23 protein-coding genes are annotated in these 22,828 nt (G+C 71.4%); 12 read left to right on the plus strand and 11 right to left on the minus strand.

Going from position 1 to position 22,828, the window contains the following annotated elements:
- The first annotated feature begins 80 nt into the window (after nt 1–80).
- The 4 genes from GLX25_RS08460 (at nt 81) to GLX25_RS08475 (ending at nt 4,291) form a co-directional block, all read left to right on the plus strand.
- Nucleotides 81–1,535, plus strand: coding sequence for a phytoene desaturase family protein (locus GLX25_RS08460; RefSeq protein WP_155842077.1), 1,455 nt, complete (start codon nt 81–83; stop codon nt 1,533–1,535).
- Nucleotides 1,536–1,986: 451 nt separating this feature from the next.
- Nucleotides 1,987–2,460 carry a hypothetical protein gene (locus tag GLX25_RS08465; protein ID WP_155842078.1) on the plus strand — a complete coding sequence of 158 codons (474 nt, stop codon included), beginning with the start codon at nt 1,987–1,989 and terminating at the stop codon, nt 2,458–2,460.
- Nucleotides 2,461–2,526: 66 nt separating this feature from the next.
- Nucleotides 2,527–3,165 (plus strand): DNA-directed RNA polymerase subunit beta, encoded by a 639-nt coding sequence (locus tag GLX25_RS08470; protein ID WP_155842079.1) that lies wholly within the window; start codon nt 2,527–2,529, stop codon nt 3,163–3,165.
- A 238-nt stretch (nt 3,166–3,403) separates the two neighbouring features.
- On the plus strand, nt 3,404–4,291 hold the full coding sequence (locus GLX25_RS08475; protein ID WP_155842080.1) for an aminodeoxychorismate lyase: 888 nt from the start codon (nt 3,404–3,406) through the stop codon (nt 4,289–4,291).
- 52 nt (nt 4,292–4,343) lie between these two features.
- Here GLX25_RS08475 and pstB read toward each other — a convergent pair whose 3' ends face one another.
- The 8 genes from pstB to GLX25_RS08515 all read right to left on the minus strand — a co-directional run bounded on the left by pstB (nt 4,344) and on the right by GLX25_RS08515 (nt 13,712).
- A complete protein-coding gene (gene pstB / locus GLX25_RS08480; protein WP_166548619.1) occupies nt 4,344–5,123 on the minus strand; it encodes a phosphate ABC transporter ATP-binding protein PstB in 780 nt (259 codons plus the stop codon).
- Between the two features lie 26 nt (nt 5,124–5,149).
- Nucleotides 5,150–6,244, minus strand: coding sequence for a phosphate ABC transporter permease PstA (gene pstA / locus GLX25_RS08485; RefSeq protein WP_155842081.1), 1,095 nt, complete (start codon nt 6,242–6,244; stop codon nt 5,150–5,152).
- On the minus strand, nt 6,244–7,182 hold the full coding sequence (pstC, locus tag GLX25_RS08490; RefSeq protein WP_155842082.1) for a phosphate ABC transporter permease subunit PstC: 939 nt from the start codon (nt 7,180–7,182) through the stop codon (nt 6,244–6,246). Before pstC ends, pstA begins: the two co-directional genes overlap by 1 nt.
- An 88-nt stretch (nt 7,183–7,270) precedes the next feature.
- Nucleotides 7,271–8,365 (minus strand): phosphate ABC transporter substrate-binding protein PstS, encoded by a 1,095-nt coding sequence (locus tag GLX25_RS08495; protein WP_420837648.1) that lies wholly within the window; start codon nt 8,363–8,365, stop codon nt 7,271–7,273.
- Between the two features lie 189 nt (nt 8,366–8,554).
- Entirely contained in the window at nt 8,555–9,643 is a 1,089-nt protein-coding gene (locus GLX25_RS08500) for a phosphate ABC transporter substrate-binding protein PstS (protein WP_166548620.1), read from the minus strand.
- A gap of 194 nt (nt 9,644–9,837) precedes the next feature.
- Entirely contained in the window at nt 9,838–10,782 is a 945-nt protein-coding gene (locus GLX25_RS08505; protein ID WP_155842083.1) for an NUDIX hydrolase, read from the minus strand.
- Nucleotides 10,779–12,977: an RNA degradosome polyphosphate kinase gene (locus tag GLX25_RS08510; protein WP_155842084.1), complete on the minus strand. Its 2,199-nt coding sequence runs from the start codon at nt 12,975–12,977 to the stop codon at nt 10,779–10,781. Before GLX25_RS08510 ends, GLX25_RS08505 begins: the two co-directional genes overlap by 4 nt.
- A gap of 45 nt (nt 12,978–13,022) precedes the next feature.
- Nucleotides 13,023–13,712, minus strand: a complete 690-nt coding sequence (locus tag GLX25_RS08515; protein WP_166548621.1) for a response regulator transcription factor — start codon at nt 13,710–13,712, stop codon at nt 13,023–13,025.
- Nucleotides 13,713–13,786: 74 nt separating this feature from the next.
- On the opposite strand from GLX25_RS08515, the gene GLX25_RS08520 reads away from it, so the two are divergent.
- The 4 genes from GLX25_RS08520 (at nt 13,787) to GLX25_RS08535 (ending at nt 17,080) form a co-directional block, all read left to right on the plus strand.
- Entirely contained in the window at nt 13,787–14,110 is a 324-nt protein-coding gene (locus tag GLX25_RS08520) for a hypothetical protein (RefSeq protein ID WP_155842086.1), read from the plus strand.
- A gap of 140 nt (nt 14,111–14,250) precedes the next feature.
- Nucleotides 14,251–14,859 (plus strand): nitrobindin family protein, encoded by a 609-nt coding sequence (locus tag GLX25_RS08525; protein WP_166548622.1) that lies wholly within the window; start codon nt 14,251–14,253, stop codon nt 14,857–14,859.
- The gene (ygfZ, locus tag GLX25_RS08530) at nt 14,859–16,004 is read left to right on the plus strand and encodes a CAF17-like 4Fe-4S cluster assembly/insertion protein YgfZ (RefSeq protein WP_155842087.1); all 1,146 of its coding nucleotides are present in this window, start codon (nt 14,859–14,861) and stop codon (nt 16,002–16,004) included. Before GLX25_RS08525 ends, ygfZ begins: the two co-directional genes overlap by 1 nt.
- Nucleotides 16,001–17,080, plus strand: a complete 1,080-nt coding sequence (locus tag GLX25_RS08535) for an FUSC family protein (protein ID WP_271192606.1) — start codon at nt 16,001–16,003, stop codon at nt 17,078–17,080. The genes ygfZ and GLX25_RS08535 overlap by 4 nt, the downstream gene beginning before the upstream one ends.
- A gap of 25 nt (nt 17,081–17,105) precedes the next feature.
- Here the strand turns inward: GLX25_RS08535 and GLX25_RS08540 are convergent, their stop codons facing one another.
- A complete protein-coding gene (locus GLX25_RS08540; protein ID WP_155842088.1) occupies nt 17,106–17,915 on the minus strand; it encodes a class I SAM-dependent methyltransferase in 810 nt (269 codons plus the stop codon).
- Between the two features lie 112 nt (nt 17,916–18,027).
- Between GLX25_RS08540 and GLX25_RS08545 the strand changes: the two genes are divergently transcribed.
- The gene (locus tag GLX25_RS08545; protein WP_155842089.1) at nt 18,028–18,774 is read left to right on the plus strand and encodes a phosphoglyceromutase; all 747 of its coding nucleotides are present in this window, start codon (nt 18,028–18,030) and stop codon (nt 18,772–18,774) included.
- 82 nt (nt 18,775–18,856) lie between these two features.
- Here GLX25_RS08545 and phoU read toward each other — a convergent pair whose 3' ends face one another.
- Complete coding sequence (phoU, locus tag GLX25_RS08550) at nt 18,857–19,510, minus strand: phosphate signaling complex protein PhoU (RefSeq protein ID WP_155842090.1); 654 nt, start codon at nt 19,508–19,510, stop codon at nt 18,857–18,859.
- Nucleotides 19,511–19,701: 191 nt separating this feature from the next.
- Between phoU and GLX25_RS08555 the strand changes: the two genes are divergently transcribed.
- Nucleotides 19,702–20,952 (plus strand): sensor histidine kinase, encoded by a 1,251-nt coding sequence (locus GLX25_RS08555; RefSeq protein ID WP_155842091.1) that lies wholly within the window; start codon nt 19,702–19,704, stop codon nt 20,950–20,952.
- Complete coding sequence (locus GLX25_RS08560) at nt 20,949–21,629, plus strand: response regulator transcription factor (protein ID WP_166548623.1); 681 nt, start codon at nt 20,949–20,951, stop codon at nt 21,627–21,629. Before GLX25_RS08555 ends, GLX25_RS08560 begins: the two co-directional genes overlap by 4 nt.
- Before the next feature lie 66 nt (nt 21,630–21,695).
- Here the strand turns inward: GLX25_RS08560 and GLX25_RS08565 are convergent, their stop codons facing one another.
- Nucleotides 21,696–22,157 carry a hypothetical protein gene (locus tag GLX25_RS08565; RefSeq protein WP_155842092.1) on the minus strand — a complete coding sequence of 154 codons (462 nt, stop codon included), beginning with the start codon at nt 22,155–22,157 and terminating at the stop codon, nt 21,696–21,698.
- Nucleotides 22,158–22,317: 160 nt separating this feature from the next.
- Between GLX25_RS08565 and GLX25_RS08570 the strand changes: the two genes are divergently transcribed.
- Complete coding sequence (locus GLX25_RS08570; RefSeq protein ID WP_067948714.1) at nt 22,318–22,800, plus strand: CarD family transcriptional regulator; 483 nt, start codon at nt 22,318–22,320, stop codon at nt 22,798–22,800.
- Nucleotides 22,801–22,828 lie beyond the last annotated feature (28 nt).

A 22,828-nucleotide genomic window follows, 5' to 3' on the forward strand; every position in this document is an offset into this window, starting at 1 on the left:
GCCGCTCGCGGCGATGCGCCGCTCGCGTGGGATCATGGTGCCGACCGCGGAGCACGCCCGCCCGCGGACGGGGAGGTCGGATGGCCCGGAGCGATGCCGTCGACGCGGTCGTGGTCGGGTCGGGCCCGAACGGGCTCGCCGCCGCCGTCACGCTCGCACGGGCCGGCCTGGCCGTGCGCGTCTTCGAGGCCGCGGCCGAGCCGGGCGGCGGCGCCCGGACGGCCGAGCTCACGCTCCCGGGCTTCCGCCACGACGTGTGCTCGGCCGTGCACCCGATGGCGCTCGCGTCTCCGTTCTTCCGGGCGTTCGGCCTCGAGCGGCGCATCGAGCTGCGGGTGCCGGAGCTCTCTTTCGCCCATCCGCTCGACGGCGGCCGCGCCGGCCTCGCGTGGCACGACCTCGACCGCACGGCCGACGGCCTCGGCCACGACGGCAGGGCGTACGGGCGCCTGCTCGCACCTCTCGTGGCGCACGAGGAGGCCGTGACCGAGTTCACGGGGTCGACGCTGCTGCGCGTGCCGCGGCATCCGCTCGTCGCCGCCCGTTTCGGGCTCCGCGCGCTCGAGCAGGGCACACCCGCGTGGAACCTGCGGTTCCGCGGCGACGCGGCTCCCGCGCTGCTGACCGGCGTCGCCGCGCACGCGATCCGCCCGCTGCCGAGCCTCGGGACCGCCGGAACGGGCCTCGTCCTCACGATGCACGCCCACGCGCGCGGCTGGCCGATCCCCGTCGGGGGGAGCGGCGCGATCGTCGACGCGCTGATCGCGGACCTCGTCGCGCACGGCGGCGAGGTGGTGACGGATGCCGCGGTCGACGACCTCGCGGCGCTGCCGCGCGCCCGCGCCGTCGTCCTCGACGTGACCCCGCGGGCGCTCGCGCGCCTCGCCGGCGACCGGCTGCCGACGCGCTATCGCCGGGCGCTCCGCGGATTCCGGTACGGCAACGCCGCCGCGAAGGTCGACTTCGCGCTCGCGGGGCCGGTGCCGTGGGCCGCCGCCGACGTGACCGCAGCGGGCACCGTTCACCTCGGGGGCACCCGGGAGGAGATCGCCGCGGGGGAGCGCGACGTGGCGCGCGGGCGGCATCCGTCGTCACCGTACGTGCTGGTGTCGCAGCCGTCCACGCTCGACGGCTCGCGCGCGCCCCACGGCCGGCACGTGCTCTGGACGTACACGCACGTGCCCGCCGGATCGACGCTCGACCCCGCCGAGGCCGTCACCCGGCAGCTCGAGCGCTTCGCGCCGGGGTTCCGCGACCTCGTGCTCGCGACGTCGTCGCGTTCGGCCGCGCAGCTGCAGGCCGAGAACGCCAACTACATCGGCGGCGACATCGCCTCGGGTGCGCCGTCGCTCGCGCAGCTCGTGCGCCGCCCCGTGCTCTCGCCGGACCCGTGGCGCACCCCGCTCGCGGGCGTCTACCTCGCGTCGGCCTCGACCCCGCCCGGCCCGGGCGTGCACGGCCTCGCCGGCTGGCACGCGGCCGCGAGCGCCCTGCGGCAGGAGTTCGGGCTGGGGATGCCGCGGCTCGCGCCGTGATCGGTGAAGGTGCCCCCACAGGGACTCGAACCCTGGACCCACGGATTAACCTGCTGCACTGAGTTTCCCCAGCCACCGCGAACGGCTTGCAGTCTGGACTATATCTTCACCTTCGGCCGAGCCGGTCAGGTGCGCCGCGTGTAGTCTCTGAGGTTCCCTTTCGGTTACCTGCTGATCGCCCAATCCCTCGGATTGTCACTGCCCTCTCGGGCGAGTACCTCGGGCTCTCAGGGGGTCCCAGCATATAGCGGCGTACATCCACCGCATTTCTGCGGTGACGCTCCTGTGTTCTGTTGAAGTCCGTTGCTCTAACCAACTGAGCTATAGGGGCAGACCCACCCTAACAGGCCGGCGAGTTCCGGTCTCGGGTGCGGCGAAGGTGGTGCTCTGGGCAGCTCGGGCTGGCGTCGGCGGCCGGCGATAGCGTGGGGTCATCCCCGGGAAGGACGCCATGAAGCACTGTTCGACCTGCCGCCGCTCGCTCCCGACGACGGCGTTCAATCTCCGTGCTCGATCACCGGATGGACTGCAGGCGGTCTGCCGCGAGTGCAACGCCGCGAGGGCGCGCCGATACTACTCGGAGAACATCGCCAAGCACCGCAGGGCGGTCGCCGCGCAGGTGGCGAAGACCCGCGCGGCCCATCTGCAGCGCATCGGTGCATACCTCCTCGAGCATCCCTGCGTCGACTGCGGTGAGGCCGATATCCGGGTGCTCGACTTCGATCACCGCGCGGGGGCGGAGAAGCTCGGCGAGGTGATGAAGCTCGCCAAGGCGGCGTACTCGTGGGTCCGCGTGCACGAGGAGATCGCGAAGTGCGACGTCAGATGCAGAAACTGCCACGCGATCGTCACGTACGAGCGGATGGGTGAGACCTGGCGCACATCGGTCCTCGACGCGGCCAGGCGGAGCGAGCCGCTGGCCTGACGGTGCGGATTCCGCCGAACGCGGAACTCGGGGCGGTCGCAGGCGGGCGGGGGTATCGTGTCCGCGATGACCGCAGACTTCCACCGCCCCACGCGCTTCCCGCCGCGCATGTTCGAGGGGTACCTGGGCGCCGAGGACCCGGCGTACGTGAGCCGTGTCGCGCACGACACCGCGGCGGCCGTGCTGTCCAGGGTGCGGGCCGACCCCGATCCCGAGACGGTCGCCCGGCTCGTCACGTACACCGACGAGCACGGCATCGACGCGATCGCCGAGCTGTGGTCGCAGGCGTCGCCGAAGAGCCTCCCGGGCGCGCTCTGGCGCATCTACCTGCTGCGCACGATGATCCGACAGGACGCGCCGGGCGTGAGCCTCGCGTTCCAGCGCGGCACGGAGGTGTCGCACACCATCGACCAGGTCGTCGCGGGCGCACCGACCCCGGCGGGCCCGGCCGAGGTGCGGGAACTCGCCGACACGATCCTGCGCGGCGTGTTCTCGGGCGACTTCGCCGCGGCGCTCGAGCGCGCGACGGCGTTCTGCCGGGTCGCGTCGGCCGGCTTCGCGAGCCTCGCCGACGATGCGGATGCCGCGGACGCCGCGCATCCCGACCGGCCGGGGGTCCTCACCCAGCGGGCCCTCCGGCTCTCGTCGCTCGCGGAGGAACTCGCGGCGTGCGCCCGACTCTGGCGCCACGACAGCCTCGATTGAGCCTGTTCCGAGGCGCATCGAGCGGCCGGGAATAGACCCGCCGTCCGCCTCGTTTAGACTGTTCGTGGCCGGTCGCAGTAACCCCGGGCTCCAATATTCGCCGCTTCGAGCGGCCTCGCGCCGAGAGGCGTTCTGCGGCCGGCCATCTTCATGCCCGAGCGCCTGCGACGGTGCCTGCGACGCCCTCCGCAGCGACGGTTCCCGGATGGCGTCGGCCGGCGCGGCGTAGCATCGAGGAATGGCCGACACCGTCTCGTTCCTGGTCGAACCGCTCCCGGTGGATGCGTCCGCCGAGTTCCTCGAGGCGTCGTTCCGCGAGATCGAGCCCGGGGCGGCCGCGCTCGCCGTGAACGACCTCGCGCCGCACCGCGGAGACGGGGTGTTCGAGACGCTCGCCGTCGTCGACGGCCACGTGCAGGAGATCGGGCCGCACCTCGCCCGTCTGGCGAACTCGGCCCGTCTCACCGAACTGCCCGAGCCGAACCTGGAGCAGTGGCGGCTGGTCATCCGGCGCGCGGCCGAGCGGGTGCCGGCCGAGGGCGAGTTCGCCCTCAAGATCGCGCTGAGCCGCGGGCTCGACCCGGGCACGGCACCGACCGGCTGGGTGCACGTCACGCCGGGCGCGGACTTCGCCGCGGCGCGGGTGCGCGGCATCCGCGTCGTCAGCCTCGATCGGGGCGTCGCCCGCGGCGCTGGGGAGCGGGCGCCGTGGCTGCTGCTCGGCGCGAAGACCCTGAGCTATGCGGCGAACATGGCCGCGATCCGCGAGGCCAAGCGCCGCGGCGCCGACGATGCGCTGTTCACCTCGTCGGACGGATTCGTGCTCGAGGGGCCCACGTCGAGCCTGATCGCGCGGCTGGGCGACGAGTACGTCACGCCGCCGCCCGCGGCCGGCATCCTGCACGGCACGACGCAGCGCAGCGTCTTCGCCCACCTCGAGGCGCAGGGCCGGTCGGTCGCCTACCGCGACCTCACCCTCGACGAACTGCGGCGAGCGGATGCCGCGTGGCTCATGTCGAGCGTGCGCATGGCCGCACCGATCGCCGAGCTCGACGGCGCGCCCCTTCCCGTCGACGCCGACGAGACGGCCGCGCTGAACGCGTACCTCCTGAGCCCGCGGGACTGACGACGACGGCCCGGCCCCCTGCGGGGACCGGGCCGGAGCGCGGGGCGCCTGCTCAGCCGAAGCGACCGGAGACGTAGTCCTCGGTGGCCTTCTCGGACGGGTTGGAGAAGATCGTCGTCGTCTCGTCGTACTCGATGAGCTTGCCGGGCTTGCCGGTGCCGGCGATGTTGAAGAACGCGGTCTTGTCGGAGACGCGCGACGCCTGCTGCATGTTGTGGGTCACGATCACGATCGTGTACTCCTGCTTGAGTTCCTCGATGAGGTCCTCGATCGCCAGCGTCGAGATCGGGTCGAGTGCCGAGCACGGCTCGTCCATGAGGATGACCTCGGGCGAGACGGCGATCGCGCGGGCGATGCAGAGGCGCTGCTGCTGGCCGCCCGACAGGCCCGAGCCGGGGCGGTCGAGGCGGTCCTTGACCTCGTTCCAGAGGTTCGCGCCCTGCAGCGACTTCTCGACGAGGTCGTCGGCGTCGGACCGCGAGATGCGCTTGTTGTTGAGCTTGACGCCCGCGAGCACGTTCTCCTTGATGGACATCGTGGGGAACGGGTTCGGCCGCTGGAACACCATGCCGACCTGGCGGCGCACGAGCACCGGGTCGACCTCGGGGTCGTAGAGGTTGTTCCCGTCGATGAGGACCTCGCCCTCGACGCGCGCGCCGGGGATCACCTCGTGCATGCGGTTCAGGGTGCGGAGGAACGTCGACTTCCCGCAGCCCGACGGGCCGATGAACGCCGTGACGCTCCGGGGCTCGATCTCGAGCGAGACCCCCTCGACCGCGAGGAACTTCGAGTAGTAGACGTTGAGGTCCTTGACCTCGATGCGCTTGGACACTGGGCTTCCTTACTGGGGTGGCGGGGTCAGCGACCGTACTTGGGGGCGAAGAACCGTGCGACGAGTCGGGCGATGAGGTTCAGGGCCATGACGATGAGGATGAGCGTGAGCGCGGCCGCCCACGCGCGATCGAGGTACGCCTCGGGCGGATTGCCCTGATTGGCGTACTGCGTGTACACGAACACCGGCAGCGAGGACATCCGGCCCTCGGTCATGTCGTAGTTCAGGCTGTTGGTGAAGCCCGCCGCGATCAGCAGCGGGGCGGTCTCGCCGATGACGCGGGCGATCGAGAGCATGATGCCCGTCGTGATGCCGGCGATCGAGGTCGGCAGCACGACCTTGACGATCGTCAGCCACTTCGGCACGCCGAGTGCGTACGCGGCCTCCCGGAGCTCGACCGGGACGAGGCGCAGCATCTCCTCGCTCGACCGCACGACGACCGGGATCATGAGGACCGCGAGGGCGACCGCGCCGGCGATGCCGGTGCGGGTGCCGGGACCCCAGAAGATCGCGAAGAGCGCATAGGCGAAGAGGCCGGCGACGATCGAGGGGATGCCGGTCATGACGTCGACGAGGAAGGTGATGCCGCGAGCGAGCCGGCCGCGGCCGTACTCGACGAGGTAGATCGAGGTCATCAGGCCGATCGGGATCGAGATGAGCGCCGCGGTGCCCGTCATCAGCAGGGTGCCGACGATCGCGTGGACCGCGCCGCCCCCCTCGCCGGTGATGTTCCGCATCGAGTAGGTGAAGAACTCGACGTCGAACCGGTTGAGCCCGAACGTGACGACCGTGATCGTCAGCGAGACGAGCGGGATCATGGCGACGATGAACGCGCCCGTCACGAGCGCCGTGACGAAGCGGTCCATCGCCTTGCGCGGGCCCTCGACCACGCGCGAGACCGTCGTGATCGTGACCACGTAGACGAGTGCCGCGACGACGAACATCCCGGCCCAGTCGAACTCGCCGCCCGTGAGGGCGAGCATGCCGAAGAGGGCCGCGGAGACGAGGAGGCTCGCGCCGAGCACCATCCACGGAGCCTGGTTGGGCAGCTTGCCCGCCGTCAGCGAGTTGCTGATCGGGCTCGAGGTCTTGGGCTCGGGAGGGGTGATCGTGGTGGTCATCAGTTCGCTCCCGAGAACTCGGCGCGGCGGGCCACGATCCATCGGGCGATCGCGTTCACCGCGAAGGTGACGATGAAGAGGATGAGGCCCGTCGCGATGAGGACGTTGACGTTGATGCCGTACGCCTCGGGGAAGCTCAGGGCGATGTTCGCCGCGATCGTCGACGGGTTGACCGACGTGAGGAGCTGGAAGGTCACCGCGCCAGTCGCCGAGAGGACCATGGCGACGGCCATCGTCTCGCCGAGCGCGCGTCCGAGGCCGAGGACGGCCGCGGAGATGATGCCGGGGCGGCCGAACGGGAGGACCGCCGTGCGGATCATCTCCCACCGGGTGGCGCCGAGGGCGAGCGCGGCCTCCTCGTGGAGGACCGGCGTCTGCAGGAAGACCTCGCGGGAGATCGCGGTGATGATCGGGATGATCATGACCGCGAGCACGAGTGCCGCAGTGAGGATCGTGCGGCCGGTGCCGGAGACCGGCCCGGCGAAGAGCGGGAACCAGCCGAGGTTGTCCACGAGCCAGGAGTAGACGGGCTGGACGGCCGGGGCGAGGACCCCGATGCCCCACAGGCCGAAGACGACCGAGGGCACGGCGGCCAGCAGGTCGACGATGTATCCGAGTGCGGACGCGAGTCGTCGAGGCGCGTAGTGCGAGATGAAGAGGGCGATGCCGATCGAGATCGGCAGCGCGATGAGCAGCGCGAGCGCTGCCGCCCAGATCGTGCCGAAGACCAGGGGGCCGACGTAGGCCCAGAAGTTCGTGTCGAGGATCGAGGCGTCCTCGCTGTCGGCGAAGAGGGCCGGGATGCTCTGGACGATGAGGAACGTCGCGACCGCGGCGAGCGTGACGAGGATCATCGAGCCGGCGAAGACCGCCGACTTTGAGAAGACGCGGTCGCCTGGGCGCTGCTTCGCCCGGATCGGCGCGGCTGCGGTGGTCATCTGGGGATCCTCCGGTCAGTGGTGCATGGAACATGGCCGTGCCCGGCCCCGGGTGCTGCTGACGCTACCGGGGCCGGGCACGAACCACCTACTGGATCGAGTCGATCGCCGTGGTGACCTTCTCGCGGAGCGAGTCGGAGATCGGGGCGGAACCGGCGGCCTCGGCCGCGACGTCCTGGCCCTCGGGGCTGGCGATGTACGACAGGTACGCCTTCACGAGCTCGACGTTCTCGGGCTCGGCGTACTCCTGGCAGGCGATGAGGTAGCTCACGAGGACGATCGGGTAGACGCCGGCCTCCTCCGAGGTGCGGTCGAGCTCGATCGCGAGGTCGCCGTCGGCGCGGCCCTCGACGAACGGCGACGCGTCCACGATGGCCGCAGCGGCCTCGGGCGAGTACTCGACGAACTCGCCGCCGACGCCGACCGCCACCGTGCCGAGGTCACCGGCGCGCGACGCGTCGGCGTACCCGATGGTGCCGGTGCCGTTGGTCACCGCGTCGACGACGCCCGAGGTGCCCTGCGCGCCCTCGCCGCCCTCGAACGGCCACACGCCGTCGGCCTCGTAGGTCCACACGTCGGGAGCGGCCGCACCGAGGTACTCGGTGAAGTTCTCGGTGGTGCCCGAGTCGTCCGAACGGTGGACCGGGGTGATCGCCTGGTCCGGGAGCTCGACGCCCTCGTTCGTGGCGGCGATCGCCTCGTCGTTCCAGTTGGTGATGTCACCGGCGAAGATGCCCGCGATGGTGGCCGCGTCGAGGTTGAGGCTGTCCACGCCCTCGAGGTTGAAGATCACGGCGATCGGCGAGATGTAGAGCGGGAGCTCGACGATCGAGGTGTCGGGCGCGCACTTGGCGAAGCCGCCCGCGGCGATCTCCTCGTCGTTGAACGCACGGTCGGAGCCCGCGTAGTCGCTCGCACCGGAGAGGAAGGTGTCGCGACCGGCGCCCGAACCCGTCGGGTCGTAGTTGATCGTGACATCGGGGTTCGCGGTCTGGAAACCGGCGATCCAGGCCTGCTGGGCCGAGTCCTGCGAGGAGGCGCCGGCACCGACCAGGGTGCCCGAGAGCGTCGACTCAGAGGCGGCGGGGTCGCCCGAGCCGCCCTCGTTCGCGGCGCAGGAGCTGAGCGCGAGGGCCGCCGTCATGGCGATGACGGCAGGCGCGCCGAAACGCTTGAGGTTCACGTGATTCCCTTCCGGGGGTTGATTGCAGGAGTGTGGGCCGGGTGCCGACCCGCCTGCGACGCTAACCAGCGTGCGTGACGAGCGTCCCCCACAACGGTGAACGGAAGGTGAACTGGGCCTGACCGGCCGGGATGCCACTCCTGTGAGTCCGCCGTGACGGCGATGCTCCGCCGCGCCGGATGAGCAGCCCTATCCGCTGATGGACTCGATCGCCTGCATGGCGCGCTCGCGCATCGCATCGGAGATGGGCGCCGATCCCGCGCCCGCAGCGGCGGCCTGCTGTCCCTCCTCGCTCGCGATATACGCCAGGTACTCCCGCACGATCTCGGCGTTGCGGGACGACGCGTACTGCTCGCAGGCGATCAGGTAGCTGACCAGGACGATCGGGTAGACCCCCGCCTGCTCCGTCGTGCGGTCGATGCTGATGGCCAGGTCGCCCTCGGCTCGACCCGCTTCGAGCGGGGACGCGTCGACGACCGCGGCGGCCGCCTCGGGAGAGAAGGAGACGAACTCGTCGCCGACGCGGACGGCCGCCGTGCCGAGGCTTCCGGCGCGCGACGCGTCGGCGTAGCCGATGGTCCCCACGCCGCTGCCGACCGTGTCGACCACGCCCGAGTTGCCCTGCGCTGCCTCGCCGCCCGAGAACGGCCACACGCCATCGGCCTCCCATTCCCAGGCGTCGGGAGCGGCGGCGTGCAGGTAGTCGGTGAAGTTCTCGGTCGTGCCCGAGTCGTCGGAGCGGTGCACCGCCGTGATCGCGAGGTCGGGGAGGGTCACTCCGGGATTCGTCGCGGCGATCGCCGGATCGTCCCAGTCGGTGATGTCGCCGGCGAAGATGCCCGCGATCGTGGCAGCGTCGAGGTTCAGCGAGTCGATCCCGTCCAGGCTGAAGACCACGGCGATCGGGGAGATGTACAGGGGCAACTCGACGACCGCGGAGTCGGGCGCGCAGCGGCCGAAGTCGCCGTCCTCCAGTTCGTCCGTGGTGTAGGCGCGATCCGATCCGGCGAAGTCGCCCGCGCCCTCGATGAAGGTGTCGCGGCCGGCGCCGGAGCCGGCCGGATCGTAGTCGACCGTGACCCCGGGATGGTCGGTCTGGAACGCCGCGATCCACGACTGCTGCGCGGCGCCCTGCGCCGACGAACCTGCGCCGACCAGGTATCCGTCGAGCGTCGAACCCGTGTCGCCGACCTCCATCTCGTTGACGGCGCAGGAGGAGAGGACGGTTGCGGCGGCCGCGGCGAGCGCGACGGCCGCGAGCGAGCGCGAGCGGTTCACGGGGCTCCTTCGGGGAAGGTTCGAGGGGATCGGCGATTCTGGAGCGGCGGGGGAGTCGGCCGGTGCGCGCCGGGCCCGGGGCCATGTCCGGTGAACATCGAAACCCAATCGGATGAACGAACGGTGAACACTCGGGGTCGCGACGGTGTGCGGAACCTGCGTATCCCCTGCGTCTCGACTCGGACCGGGGACGCCTACGCGGTCGGCGCGTGCGTCTCGATGGCGATGATGCCCGACGACGGATTCGAGGAGGAGAGGTGCACGACGCTGAACGCGCCCACCTCGAGGCTCGCGGCGTCGGTGACATAGGAACCGAGCGGCGTGCCCGTGGCCAGGGCGATCTCGCGCATGATCTCGGGCATGACCGGACCGTGGCCGCAGATGACGGCGGTCTTGCCCACGCGCACGCGCTTGCCGATCACCCGCCGGACCTCGTCGTTGCCGGCCTCCCACGCGTCCTGGCTGATCCCGTCATCGCGCTTGACCGGGATCCCGGTCTCCGCCGAGAGCGGGGCCACGGTGGTCACGCACCGCACCGCCGGGCTCGACACGATCTTGCGCGGCTTCCAGGCCATGACGGTCCCGACCAGGGCGGCGGCCTGCTGCACGCCGCGCTCGACGAGCGGACGGCTCGTGTCCTCGCCCTTCCACGCCGACCGGGTCTGGGCCTTGCCGTGCCGCAGCACGATGAGCGCGAACGTCCGGGTCACGCCCTGCTCGACGAGCGCGGAGAAGTTGTCGAGGATCTCGCGGTCGGGCCCGTAGGTGAGGTAGCCGCGCGCCCGCTTGATGGTGACCCACTCGAGCGCGGCGATCTCGGCGTTGGGCCGGAACGTCGACGCCTGCACCGCCTTCTCGGTCACCTCGGCCGCCCAGTAGTGCACGATCTTCTCGCGGCCGCTCGGGAGCGGGTACCGCGAGACGCCGACGGGCACGCCGAGCGCGACGGCGAGCCCGGTCTCCTCCGCGATCTCGCGGACCGCGGTCTGGGGGAGCGTCTCGCCGGGGTCGACCTTGCCCTTCGGGATCGTCACGTCGCCGTGCACGGTGCGGTGCACCACGAGCACGTGGATGCGCCCGTCGATGACGCGCCAGCAGACGGCGCCGGCCGCGTAGACGGCGGTGGCGACCTGGCTCATCGGCGCGCCGCTCGCGTCGCGCGCTGGGCGACGCGCTTGCTGCGCTGCGCGACGCGCTGGATGCGGGCGTGCTGCAGGTCGTCGAGCGGGCGTCCGGCGTCGTCCGTCGAGTGCCTCGTCCAGGTGCCGTCGCCCGCGAGCCACCACGACGCGGTGCGCTCGTCCATGGCCTCGTCGAAGAGCTCGGCGATCGCGCTCACGTGGTCGGGATCCGTGAGTCGGACGAGCGCCTCGACCCGTCGGTCGAGGTTGCGGTGCATCATGTCGGCCGACCCGATGTAGACGACCGGGTCGCCGTCGTTGCGGAACGAGAAGATGCGCGAGTGCTCGAGGTAGCGGCCGAGGATGCTGCGGACCGTGATGTTCTCGCTCAGGCCGGGGATGCCGGGCCGGAGGCTGCAGATGCCGCGCACCCAGATCTCGACCGGCACGCCCTCGTTCGACGCGCGGTACAGCGCGTCGATGATGGCTTCGTCGACCATCGAGTTGACCTTGATGCGGATGCCGGCGGGCCTGCCCTCCTGCGCGTTCCGGGTCTCCTGGGCGATGAGCTTCAGCAGCCCCTTCCGGAGGTGGAGCGGGGCGACGAGGAGGCGCTTGAACTTCTTCTCGATCGCATACCCGGAGAGCTCGTTGAAGAGCCGGGTGAGGTCCTTGCCGACCTGGTCGTCGGCGGTCAGCAGGCCGAGGTCTTCGTAGATGCGGCTCGTCTTCGGGTTGTAGTTGCCCGTGCCGATGTGGCTGTAGTGCTTCAGCCCGGACTTCTCCTGGCGGATCACGAGCGCGAGCTTGCAGTGCGTCTTCAGCCCGACGAGGCCGTAGACCACGTGCACGCCCGCCTTCTCGAGCTTGCGCGCCCAGGTGATGTTGGCGGCCTCGTCGAAGCGGGCCTTGATCTCGACGAGCGCCAGGACCTGCTTGCCCGACTCCGCGGCGTCGATCAGCGCCTCGACGATCGGGCTGTCGCCCGACGTGCGGTAGAGCGTCTGCTTGATCGCGAGCACGTCGGGGTCCGCCGCGGCCTGCTCGAGGAAGGCCTGGACGCTCGTCGCGAAGGACTCGTACGGATGGTGCAGCAGCACGTCCTTCTCGGCGACGGCCGCGAAGATGTCGGCCTGCCGGTTCGGCTCGGACGGCTGCAGTTGCACGTTCGTCGTGGGGACGTGCGTCGGGTAGTGCAGTTCGGGCCGGTCGATGCGCGCGAGGTCGAACAGCCCGCCGAGGTCGAGCGGCGACGGCAGGGTGTAGACCTCCTGCTCCGTGACATCCAGCTCGCGCACCAGGAGGCCGAGCGTGACCTCGTCCATGTCGTCGGAGATCTCGAGCCGGATCGGCGGCCCGAACCGCCGGCGCAGGAGCTCCTTCTCGAGCGCCTTGATGAGGTTCTCGGTCTCGTCCTCCTCGATCTCGACGTCCTCGTTGCGGGTGACGCGGAACACGTGGTGGTCGAGGACCTCCATGCCGGGGAAGAGGTCGCCGAGGTGGTTCGCGATGAGGTCCTCGAGCGCGATGTAGCGGGCGTCCTCCACGGACTCGCTCGGGTCGACGCGCACGAACCGCGGCAGCATCTGCGGCACCTTCACGCGCGCGAACTCCTGCCGGCCGGTGCGGCTGTTGCGCACGCGCACCGACAGGTTCAGCGAGAGGCCCGAGATGTAGGGGAACGGGTGGGCCGGGTCGACCGCGAGGGGCATGAGCACGGGGAAGATCTGCGTGCTGAAGTACCCGTGCAGGTGCTCCCGGTGCTCCTCGTCGAGCTCGCCCCACGACACGATGCGGATTCCGGCCTCGGCCAGCGCCGGCTTCACGAGCTCCTGGTACGCCACAGCGTGCCGCCACTGCAGCTCGTGCGCCTTCTGCGAGATGTCGGCGAGCACCTCGTGCGGGGTCCGGCCGACGTTCGTCGGCACGGCGAGCCCGGTGTTGATGCGGCGCTTCAGGCCCGCGACGCGGACCATGAAGAACTCGTCGAGGTTGGAGGCGAAGATCGCGAGGAAGTTCGCGCGTTCGAGCACCGGCAGCCGCGGGTCCTCCGCGAGTTCCAGCACGCGCTGGTTGAAGGCGAGCCAGCTGAGCTCCCGGTCGAGGTAGCGCTCGGCGAGGAGTTCGGGCGCGCCGTCGGTGTCGAGCGGCTCGAAGTCGTCGTCGAAGTCGCTCGCGGTGCGGTCTTCGTCCAGGGTGCTCTCCGCGGTCATCCACACATCATGCCACCGGCCCGCGACGCGGTGGTGAAGCGCAGGTCACCGGGCGGTGACGTCGGCCTGCTGCTCGTCGTCCTCGTGCACGTTGAAGCGGTACCCCACGTTGCGCACGGTGCCGATGAGGCTGTCGAGGTCGCCGAGCTTCGCGCGGAGGCGACGGACGTGCACGTCGACGGTGCGGGTGCCGCCGAAGTAGTCGTAGCCCCACACCTCGCTGAGCAGCTGCTCCCGCGTGAACACCCGCGACGGGTGCGCCGCCAGGAACCGGAGCAGCTCGAACTCCTTGTAGGTGAGGTCCAGCGTGCGGCCGTGCACCTTGGCGGAGTAGCTCGCCTCGTCGATCACGACGCCGGAGGTCTGGATGCGCTCGGCCGGCTGCGCGGCCTGCGCCCGGCCCAGTGCGAGCCGGATCCGCGCGTCGATCTCGGCGGGACCGGCCTGCTCGAGGATCACGTCGTCGACGCCCCAGTCGGAGGTCACCGCGGTGAGCCCGCCCTCGGTCACGACCAGGATCAACGGAACCGAGAGGCCGGTGGTCCGCAGGATCTGGGCGAGCGCCTTGGCGCCGGCGAGATTGGTCCTGGCGTCGAGGAAGACGAGATCGGCCTCGGGCGCGCGCACGAGTTGATCGGGCGACGCCGGAATCACGCGCACCCGATGCGTCAGGAGAGACAGGGCCGGGAGAACGTCTTCGTTTGCTGCCGGCGTCAGGATCAGCAGCTGCGCCACGCACACCCTCCAGTAGTAAGGTGCGGTCAATACTACGGGACACCGGGCGCTCGGCGACGGGGAAGGAGGCCGGCGTGACGCAGGACGACGCGGGAGCACCGGCGACGGGCCTCGCCCGATGGGCCGTGCCCGCCGTGTGGGTCATCTCCGCGGTCGGATCCGCGGTGGTCGTCGGCCTCGCCTGGTCGGGCACTCGGACCTGGTTCCACGACACCGGGCCTCACGCCGCGCTCGGCGTGCTCGGCATGGTGTTCGCGGCATCCGTCATCGCGGCGCTGCTGCTGCAGCTCGCGTCTCGGAGGCCCCACGGCTACGTCGCACGGACCAGCGCGTCGATCGCCGGAGCGGTCGTCCCGGTGGCCCTCGGGGCGCTCGCGCTGCTGCCGGTCCTCGGCTGAGCAACCGGTAGACTCGCACCATGTCCTCGCTGCTCGCGCTCGAACTCTTCTTCATCGGCCTGCTCGGTCTCGCGAGCCTCACGATCGCCTGGATCAGCGGCGTGGTCGTCTACAAGCTCTTCAAGGGGCAGCGCTAGATCGTGATCGAGCTGCCGGTCGGCCTCCCCGCGGAGCTCGTTCCGCTCTCCTGGCTCATCGGGGTCTGGGAGGGCTCGGGCGTGATCGACTACGCCATCGGCGACGGCTCGGTCACCCACGAGTTCGGACAGCGCGTGAGCTTCAGCCACGACGGCCTGCCCTACCTCAACTACACGTCCTCCACCTGGCTGTTCCCGACGACGGATGACGGCGAGCCGACGCCGCTGGCGGCGGAGACCGGGTACTGGCGGCTCGCGCGCCCGCTCGGCGAGGGCGACCAGGGTCCGGCCATGCTGCCCGCGGTCGGCGCGTCGCGCTTCCCCGACGCCGAGGCCGTGGAGACGCTCCGCAACGACGCCGGCGGCTTCGACCTCGAGGTCTCGATCGTGCATCCGGGCGGCGTGAGCGAGCTGTACCTGGGCCAGGTCAAGGGCCCGCGCATCGACCTCGCGACGGACGCCGTCATGCGCACCGCCGGTGCGAAGGAGTACGCCGCGGCGACGCGGCTCTACGGGCTCGTCGAGAACCACCTCCTCTGGGCGTGGGACATCGCGGCGCTCGGCCAGGACCTGCGCACGCACGCGTCCGCGCGGCTGGCCAAGGTCGACTGATGTCGGGATCGCCCTTCCTCGCCCTGCCCGGCGCCGTCGTCGGCGATCCGCCCGACGGGGGCGTCGCCGCGCACTACGGCGACCCGATGGTCGAGCAGCGCCGCCTCGAGCAGGGGCGCGCGATCGTCGACCTGTCGCACCGGGGCGTGATCACCGTCGCCGGTCCCGACCGCCGGTCGTGGCTGAACTCGATGGCGAGCCGCGCGCTCGACCACCTCGCGCCGGGCGAGAGCGCCGAGGCCCTGTTCCTCGACGCCGCGGGCCATGTCGAGCACGCGGTCCACGTCGTCGACGACGGGGAACGCAGCTGGCTGGTGCTCGAGGGCGACGCCGCGCCGTCGCTCGCGACGTGGCTCGACCGCATGCGGTTCATGCTGCGCGTCGAGGTCGCCGACGTGAGCGAGCGGTTCGCCGTCATCGGCGCGATGCCGAGCGGCGACGGGTTCCCGGTCGAGCTCCCCGACGGCGCGCTGACCTGGCGCGATCCGTGGCGGAAGGTGCTGGCCGACGGCTACGGCTACGCCCCGGAGGCGGGGCACGCGGGCGCGGCATGGCGGTACGCCGAGGCGATCGTGCCCCGCGACGCCCTCCCGAGCCTCGCCGGCGCCGTCCGGTCGGGTTCGGTCCAGGTCGCCGGCGCGCTCGCGCTCGAGGCGCTGCGAATCGCCGCGTGGCGCCCGCGCTTCGCGACCGAGGTCGACGAGCGTACCCTGCCGCACGAGCTCGACTGGCTCCGCAGCGCGGTCGACCTGCACAAGGGGTGCTACCGCGGACAGGAGACCGTCGCGAAGGTCGTGAACCTCGGCCGTCCCCCGCGCCGCCTCGTGATGCTCCACCTCGACGGCAGCGATACGGTCCTTCCGAAGCGGGGCGACGCCGTCGTCGGGCTCAAGGTCCGTCCCGAGCCGGCGCCGGGCGACGAGCCCGAACGCCGCGCGGTCGGCGCCGTCACCTCCGCCGGCATGCACCACGAACTCGGCCCGATCGCCCTCGCGGTCGTCAAGCGCGCCGTTCCGGCCGACCTCGAGCTCATCGTCGAGAGCCACGGCATCGACGTCGCCGCGGCGCAGGTCGAGATCGTGCCCGCCGGGGCGGCGGCGGCGGTCGAGGTGCCCCGCCTGCCGAGGCTCGGCATCCGGCCGTGACCCGATCGCCCGGCGGGGCGACCCGGCTGGGCAGGCGAGGGGGCCGGCTGCGCGACTCGCTTCCGGCGATCCTGCAGATCACCGTCACCGCGATCGCGGCGTACTCGTTCTCGCTGTTCGTCGTCGGGCACGAGCAGCCGCTGATCTCTGCCCTCGTCGCCATCACGTCGCTCGGGTTCGTGCGCGACGCGCGTCCGATCCGGGTGCTCGAGACCGTCATCGCCATGACTCTCGGCATCGCGCTGGCCGAGGCGCTGCTGCTCGTCGCGGGCAGCGGCATCTGGCAGTACGCGCTCGCGCTCGCCGTGACGCTCGCGGTGGCGCGGTTCCTGTCGGGCAACGCGTCGTTCGCGATCGCCGCGGCCGTGCAGTGCTCGCTGGTGATGCTCGTCCCCGCGCCAGAGGGCGGCCCGTTCGTCCGGACGCTGGACGCCGTGGTCGGCGGGGCGTTCGCGCTGCTCGCGACCGCCGTGATCCCGCGCGATCCGCGCCGCACCGCCCTCCGCGACGGCCGACGCCTGCTCGACGAGCACGTCGCGGTCCTCCTCGAGCTCGCGGCGGCCCTCCGGTCGGGTGAGGCGGATGCCGCGGGGCGGGCGCTCTCCCGCGCGCGCGCCACGCAGCCCGCGGTCGAGGCGTGGACCGCGAGCGTCGACTCGGGCATCGCGATCGCCCGGCTGTCGCCGATCGTGCGCCGGGCCAGGTTCGACCTCGAACGGCAGCGCGCGATGCTCTCCGGCGTCGACCTCGCGACGCGCAACCTCCGGATCGTCTCGCGCCGGGTCGAGTGGAGCCTCCGCGACGGACGACCGCGCGAGGCGGTCGCCGACGTGGTCGCCCGGATCGCGGTCGCCGTCGAGGTGTTCGACGAGTCGCTGCGCGACGTGGCGCAGCAGCCCGTCGCGCGGCAGGGCTTCGCGGAGATCCTCCGGCACCTCGACCCCGTCGCCATCCTGCCCGACGGCTCGCAGGGCGACCGGAACACGCTCGCCGCGCTCCGCCCGTACCTCGTGGACCTCCTGACCGCGACCGGGCTCGGCCTCGACGAGGCGCGGGCGCTCCTGCCCGGCGACTGAGGCGCGCCGGCGCGGCGGGCGTGCCTCAGCTCGGCGCGACCGACGACCAGTCCACCGTGAGCTCGCCGAGCCGCCAGCGCCGGACGCCCCCGTGCACCGGCCACCCCTCGTCGCGCAGGCCGCGGGCGAGCGCGATCCAGCGCTGCGACGGGCCGTAGACCGACAGCGGTGCGTGCACCCGCCAGCCTCGGTCGAGCGCCTCGAGCAGGTCGTGCACGCGCTCGCCGGGGACGTTCCGGTGGATCAGCGCCTTCGGCAGTCGCTCGGCGACCACCGACGGGGCGTCGAGCCCGGTCAGGCGGAGGCTGACCGTGAACGTCCGCGGCGCGGCATCCGTCACGCCCACCCAGCTCGAGATGCGGCCGAGCTCGTCGCACGTGCCCTCGACGAGGAGGCCGCCGGGCGCGAGGCGCTCGGCCATGCGGGCCCAGGCGCCGGCGACGTCGTCCTCGTCGTACTGGCGGAGCACGTTGAAGGCGCGGATCACCGCGGGGCGGCGACCGCCCGGCACGGGCACCTCGAACCCGCCGACCCCGAACGAGACGGGCAGGTCGGCGGCGAACGGGGTCCGGCCGTCACGGACGTCGGCGAGCTGCGCGTCCGCGCTCCGGACCCGCGCCGGGTCGATCTCGAGGCCCAGCACGCGCACGTCGGCGCGCGACCGGCGCAGCCGCGCCGCGAGCTCGAACGCGGTCACGCCGCTCGCCCCGAAGCCGAGGTCGACCACGAGCGGATCTGCGGCGCGGCGGAACCCGGGCTGCTCGGCGATCCAGCGGTCGATGCGGCGCAGGCGGTTCGTGTTCGTCGTGCCCCGTGTGATGGATCCGACCGGCATGCCCTCCAGTGTCGCAGCCCGCCCGGTCCGCGGCATCCGCGGGCCCCGCGGCATCCGTCACGGTTCGACCCCGCCCCCTGCCCGCCGCGACCGGGTCGCTAGGCTGGACCGCATGGTCTACACCCTCGTGCTGCTGCGCCACGGCCAGAGCGACTGGAACCAGAAGAACCTGTTCACCGGCTGGGTCGACGTGCGGCTCAGCGACCAAGGCCGCGCCGAGGCGGAGCGCGCCGGCGAGCTGCTCGTCGAGAAGGGGGTCCTCCCCGACGTGCTGCACACCTCGGTCCTGACCCGTGCCATCCAGACCGCCGACCTCGCGCTCGAGGCGGCCGACCGCCTCTGGATCGACGTGCGCCGCTCGTGGCGGCTCAACGAGCGCCACTACGGTGCGCTGCAGGGCCTCGACAAGGCCGAGACGCTCGAGAAGTACGGCCAGGAGCAGTTCATGCTCTGGCGCCGCTCGTTCGACACGCCGCCGCCCGTCCTCGCCGACGACGCCGAGTGGTCGCAGGTCGGCGACCCGCGGTACGCGGACCTGTCGGACGACGAGATGCCTCGCACCGAGTGCCTGAAGGACGTCATCGCGCGCATGCTCCCGTACTGGGAGACCGACATCATCCCCGACCTGAAGACCGGCAAGACCGTGCTCGTCACCGCGCACGGCAACTCGCTGCGCGCGCTCGTCAAGCACCTCGACGGCATCTCCGACGAGGAGATCGCCGAGCTGAACATCCCGACCGGCATCCCGCTCGTCTATGAGCTCGGCGAGGACTTCATGCCCACGAAGCCCGGCGAGTACCTCGACCCCGAGGCCGCCGCCGCCGGCGCCGCGGCGGTCGCCGCCCAGGGCAAGAAGTAGCCGACCCGCGACGACGACGAGGGCCGAGCGGATGTCGCATCCGCTCGGCCCTCGTGCGTCGTGTCGCGTCGGGCGACGGGGATCAGGCCGGCTCGGGGACCCAGTCGCCCGTCGCGAGGTAGAGCACCTTCTGGGCGATCGAGACCGCGTGGTCGCCGAAGCGCTCGTGGTAGCGGCTCGCGAGGGTCGCGTCGACCGTCGCGGTGGCCTCGCCCTTCCACGTCTCGCCGAGCACCTTCTCGAAGACGGAGAGGTGGAGCTCGTCGACCTGGTCGTCCTTGTTGCGGATCTCGTCGGCGATCGTGACGTCCTGCGTGCGCAGCAGCTCCACGAGCTGGCGGGCCACCTCGACGTCGAGCGCGCCCATCTCGTGGAACGTCGGTCGGAGGGACTTCGGCACGACCTTGTCGGGGAAGCGGTACCGGGCGAGCTGGGAGATGTGCATCGCGAGGTCGCCCATGCGCTCGAGCGAGGCGGAGATGCGGAGCGCGCTCACGGTGATCCGAAGGTCGCGGGCGACGGGCTGCTGGCGGGCCAGGATCGTGATCGCGAGCTCGTCGAGCGCCTGCGCACGCTGATCGATCAGGTGGTCGTCGGCGATGACCTCCTCGGCGAGGCTCACGTTCGACTCGTTGAAGGCGCGCGTCGCCTTGTCGATGGCCTGGGCGACGAGCGTCGCGATCTCGACGAGGCCGTCCTGAACCTCGCGCAGTTCCTGCTGGAACACCTCACGCATGTGTGTGACCCCTTCGATGGTCTCGAGCTCCCACGACGGGCACGCGGGACGACCGGTCTCGGACCGGCACGCGACATCCTCGCCGTCGAAGTTGAACGGCAGGTGCCGTGCTGCTGAACTCTCCCTAACCTACCCCCGCCCGGCGTCCGCCCGGGTGAATCGGGGGTGACCGGCACGGTTAGGGTGGTGCCATGGACTCCACCTGGTCGGTGCTGGTCGCGCTGACCTTCGGCATCCTCCTCGGGGCCGGGTTCACGGTCGTGCTGCACATGGCCGAACGCCGCGGCCAGAGCGCGGCCCGCGTCGTCGCACCGACGATCCCCGACGGGGTCGACCAGGTGCTCGACGTCCTGGAGTCCGCGGGCGTCGTGCTCGATCCCTCCAACAACGTGCTCCGCGCCTCGCCCGGCGCCCTCGCGATGGGGCTGGTCCGCAACCAGATGCTCGCGCACGCCGAGCTCGTCGACCTCGTGTCGCGCGTGCGCCGGACCGGCGAGCCGGTCGCCCTCGAGATCGAGCTCCCGCGCGGACCCTTCGGCGATGCGACGATGCGGCTCCAGGTCCGCGTCGCGCGGCTCGGGACCCGGTTCGTGCTGCTGCTCGCCGACGACCGCACCGAGGCGCACCGCCTCGACGAGGTGCGGCGCGACTTCATCGCCAACATCAGCCACGAGCTGAAGACGCCGATCGCCTCGGTCAGCCTGCTCGCCGAGGCGCTCGACCAGGCCGCCGACGAACCCGAACAGGTCCGCCGCTTCGCCGATCGGCTGGGCGTCGAGTCGACCCGGTTGGCGCACATCACGAGCGAGGTCATCGAACTCTCGCGGCTCCAGGCCCGCGATGCGCTGCGGCGCGACGAACTCGTCGACATCGATCGCGTGGTGGCGGCCGCCGTCGACCAGAACCGCGTGGTCGCCGCGGCGAGGGGCATCGACGTGGCGGCCCGCGCGAAGTCCCGTGCGGAGGTCTACGGCGACGAGGCGCTGCTCGTCGTCGCCCTGCACAACCTGATCTCGAACGCGATCGGCTACTCCAGCGAGGGCGGACGGGTCGGGGTCGGCGCCATCGTCGACGGCGACGCCGTCGAGATCTCGGTCGCCGACCAGGGCATCGGCATCGCCCCGGAGGACATCGACCGCGTGTTCGAGCGCTTCTACCGCGTCGACCAGGCCCGCTCGCGGAACACCGGAGGCTCCGGCCTCGGCCTCAGCATCGTCAAGCACACCGTCCAGAACCACGGCGGCGACGTGCGGGTGTGGTCGCGGCCGGGCCGTGGCTCGACCTTCACGATCCGGCTCCCGCTCGCCGAGCGACCCATCTCGCGGGAGCCGGCGGATGACGCCGAACCCGCCTCCGACGCGCCGGTCCCCGTCGCGGAGGACACGAAGACCCGAATCGCCGCGGCACTTCCCGCCGCGCCATCCCGAGGAGACCGAGAGTGACCCGCATCCTGCTCGTCGAGGACGAGATCGCGCTGAGCGACCCGCTGAGCTTCCTGCTCGAACGCGAGGGCTACGAGGTGGAGGTGGCCGCCGACGGCCTCGCCGCCGTGGCCGCGTTCGATCGCGACGGCGCCGACCTCGTGCTGCTCGACCTCATGCTGCCCGGCCTCCCGGGGACCGAGGTCTGCCGCGAGATCCGCCAGCGCTCCAGCGTGCCCATCATCATGCTGACCGCCAAGGACTCCGAGGTGGACATCGTGGTCGGACTCGAGCTGGGCGCCGACGACTACGTGACGAAGCCGTACTCGACGCGCGAGCTGCTCGCGCGCATCCGCGCGGTGCTCCGCCGTCGCACCGAGCCGGGCGACCTCGACGACGCCGTGATCGAGGGCGGCCGGGTCAAGATGGACGTCGACCGCCACACGGTCGAGGTCGACGGCGCGGCCGTCGCGATGCCCCTCAAGGAGTTCGAGCTGCTCGAGCTGCTCATGCGCAACGCGGGTCGCGTCCTCACGCGCGGCCAGCTCATCGATCGCGTGTGGGGGAGCGACTACTTCGGCGACACGAAGACCCTCGACGTCCACATCAAGCGGATCCGGTCGAAGATCGAGGTCACCCCGTCCGAGCCCGTGCAGCTCGTGACCGTGCGCGGGCTCGGCTACCGCTTCGAGGCGTAGCCGCGACGAGAAGAGCGGATGCCGCCGGCTCGCGCCGCGGCATCCGCTCTCGTGGTCTTCGGGCCCCTACGGGACCAGGTCCTCGTACTCCGGGAGGCGGCCGTCGAGGACGGGCACCTGGATCTCGACGCCCTCGGCGCTGCCGGCCTGGAGGTACACGGAGACGAGGCCGCCGACCTCGGCGTCGAGGTTCTCGATGAGCAGCGGCTCCTCCTCGGCGGTGCCGAGCGAGACGGTCTCGCCGCCGTCGACGTCGATCTCGAACGTGTCGCCCTGGTCGACGAACTGGACCGAGAGCGTCTCGTCGTCGGTGCCGGTGTTCGTGACCGAGAGGACGAGGTTGCCCTCCTCGCCCTCGTCGCTCACGACGAGGACGTTGCGCACGTCGAGGGCGCCGACATCGGCCGAGACGCCGTCGCTCGCGTCGTACTTCTCGGTGGTCGCCTGGTAGGTCAGCATGGCGCAGCCGCTGCCGCCGATGGCGATGCCGAGAGCCAGGGCAGCGGATGCCGCGAGACGCGCCTTCACAGAACCTCCAAGGACGAGCGTGCGCGCAGCGGAATGCGACCCGCGCGCGTGGGATCGAGTCGAGTGTAGCCCATGGCGTCGGCGCCCTCCGGGCGCGGAGGCGGAACCTTAGCACTACCTCGGTGTGATATCCTGAAAGTTGCCGAAAGGACGTCTATTCATGCTTTTTGAGGTTGGCGAGACCGTCGTTTACCCCCACCACGGTGCCGCAACGATCGTCGAAGTCAAGAAACGCATCATCAAGGGCGAAGAGAAGCTCTACCTCAAGCTGAACGTCACGCAGGGAGACCTCGTGATCGAGGTGCCCGCAGAGAACGTCGACCTGGTCGGCGTGCGTGACGTGATCGGCAAGGAGGGCCTCGACAAGGTCTTCGAGGTGCTGCGCGCCCCCTTCACCGAGGAGCCGACCAACTGGTCGCGCCGCTACAAGGCGAACCTCGAGAAGCTCGCCTCCGGCGACGTGATCAAGGTCTCCGAGGTCGTGCGCGACCTCTGGCGCCGCGATCAGGACCGCGGTCTCTCCGCGGGCGAGAAGCGCATGCTCGCGAAGGCCCGCCAGATCCTGATCTCCGAGCTCGCGCTCGCAGAGAAGACCGACGAGGAGCAGGCTTCGACCGTCCTCGACGAGGTGCTCGCCTCCTAGCGTCGAGCCCCTTCGACGATCGCCGCCG

This window comes from Agromyces luteolus (assembly GCF_009729855.1).
GTDB lineage: Bacteria > Actinomycetota > Actinomycetes > Actinomycetales > Microbacteriaceae > Agromyces > Agromyces luteolus.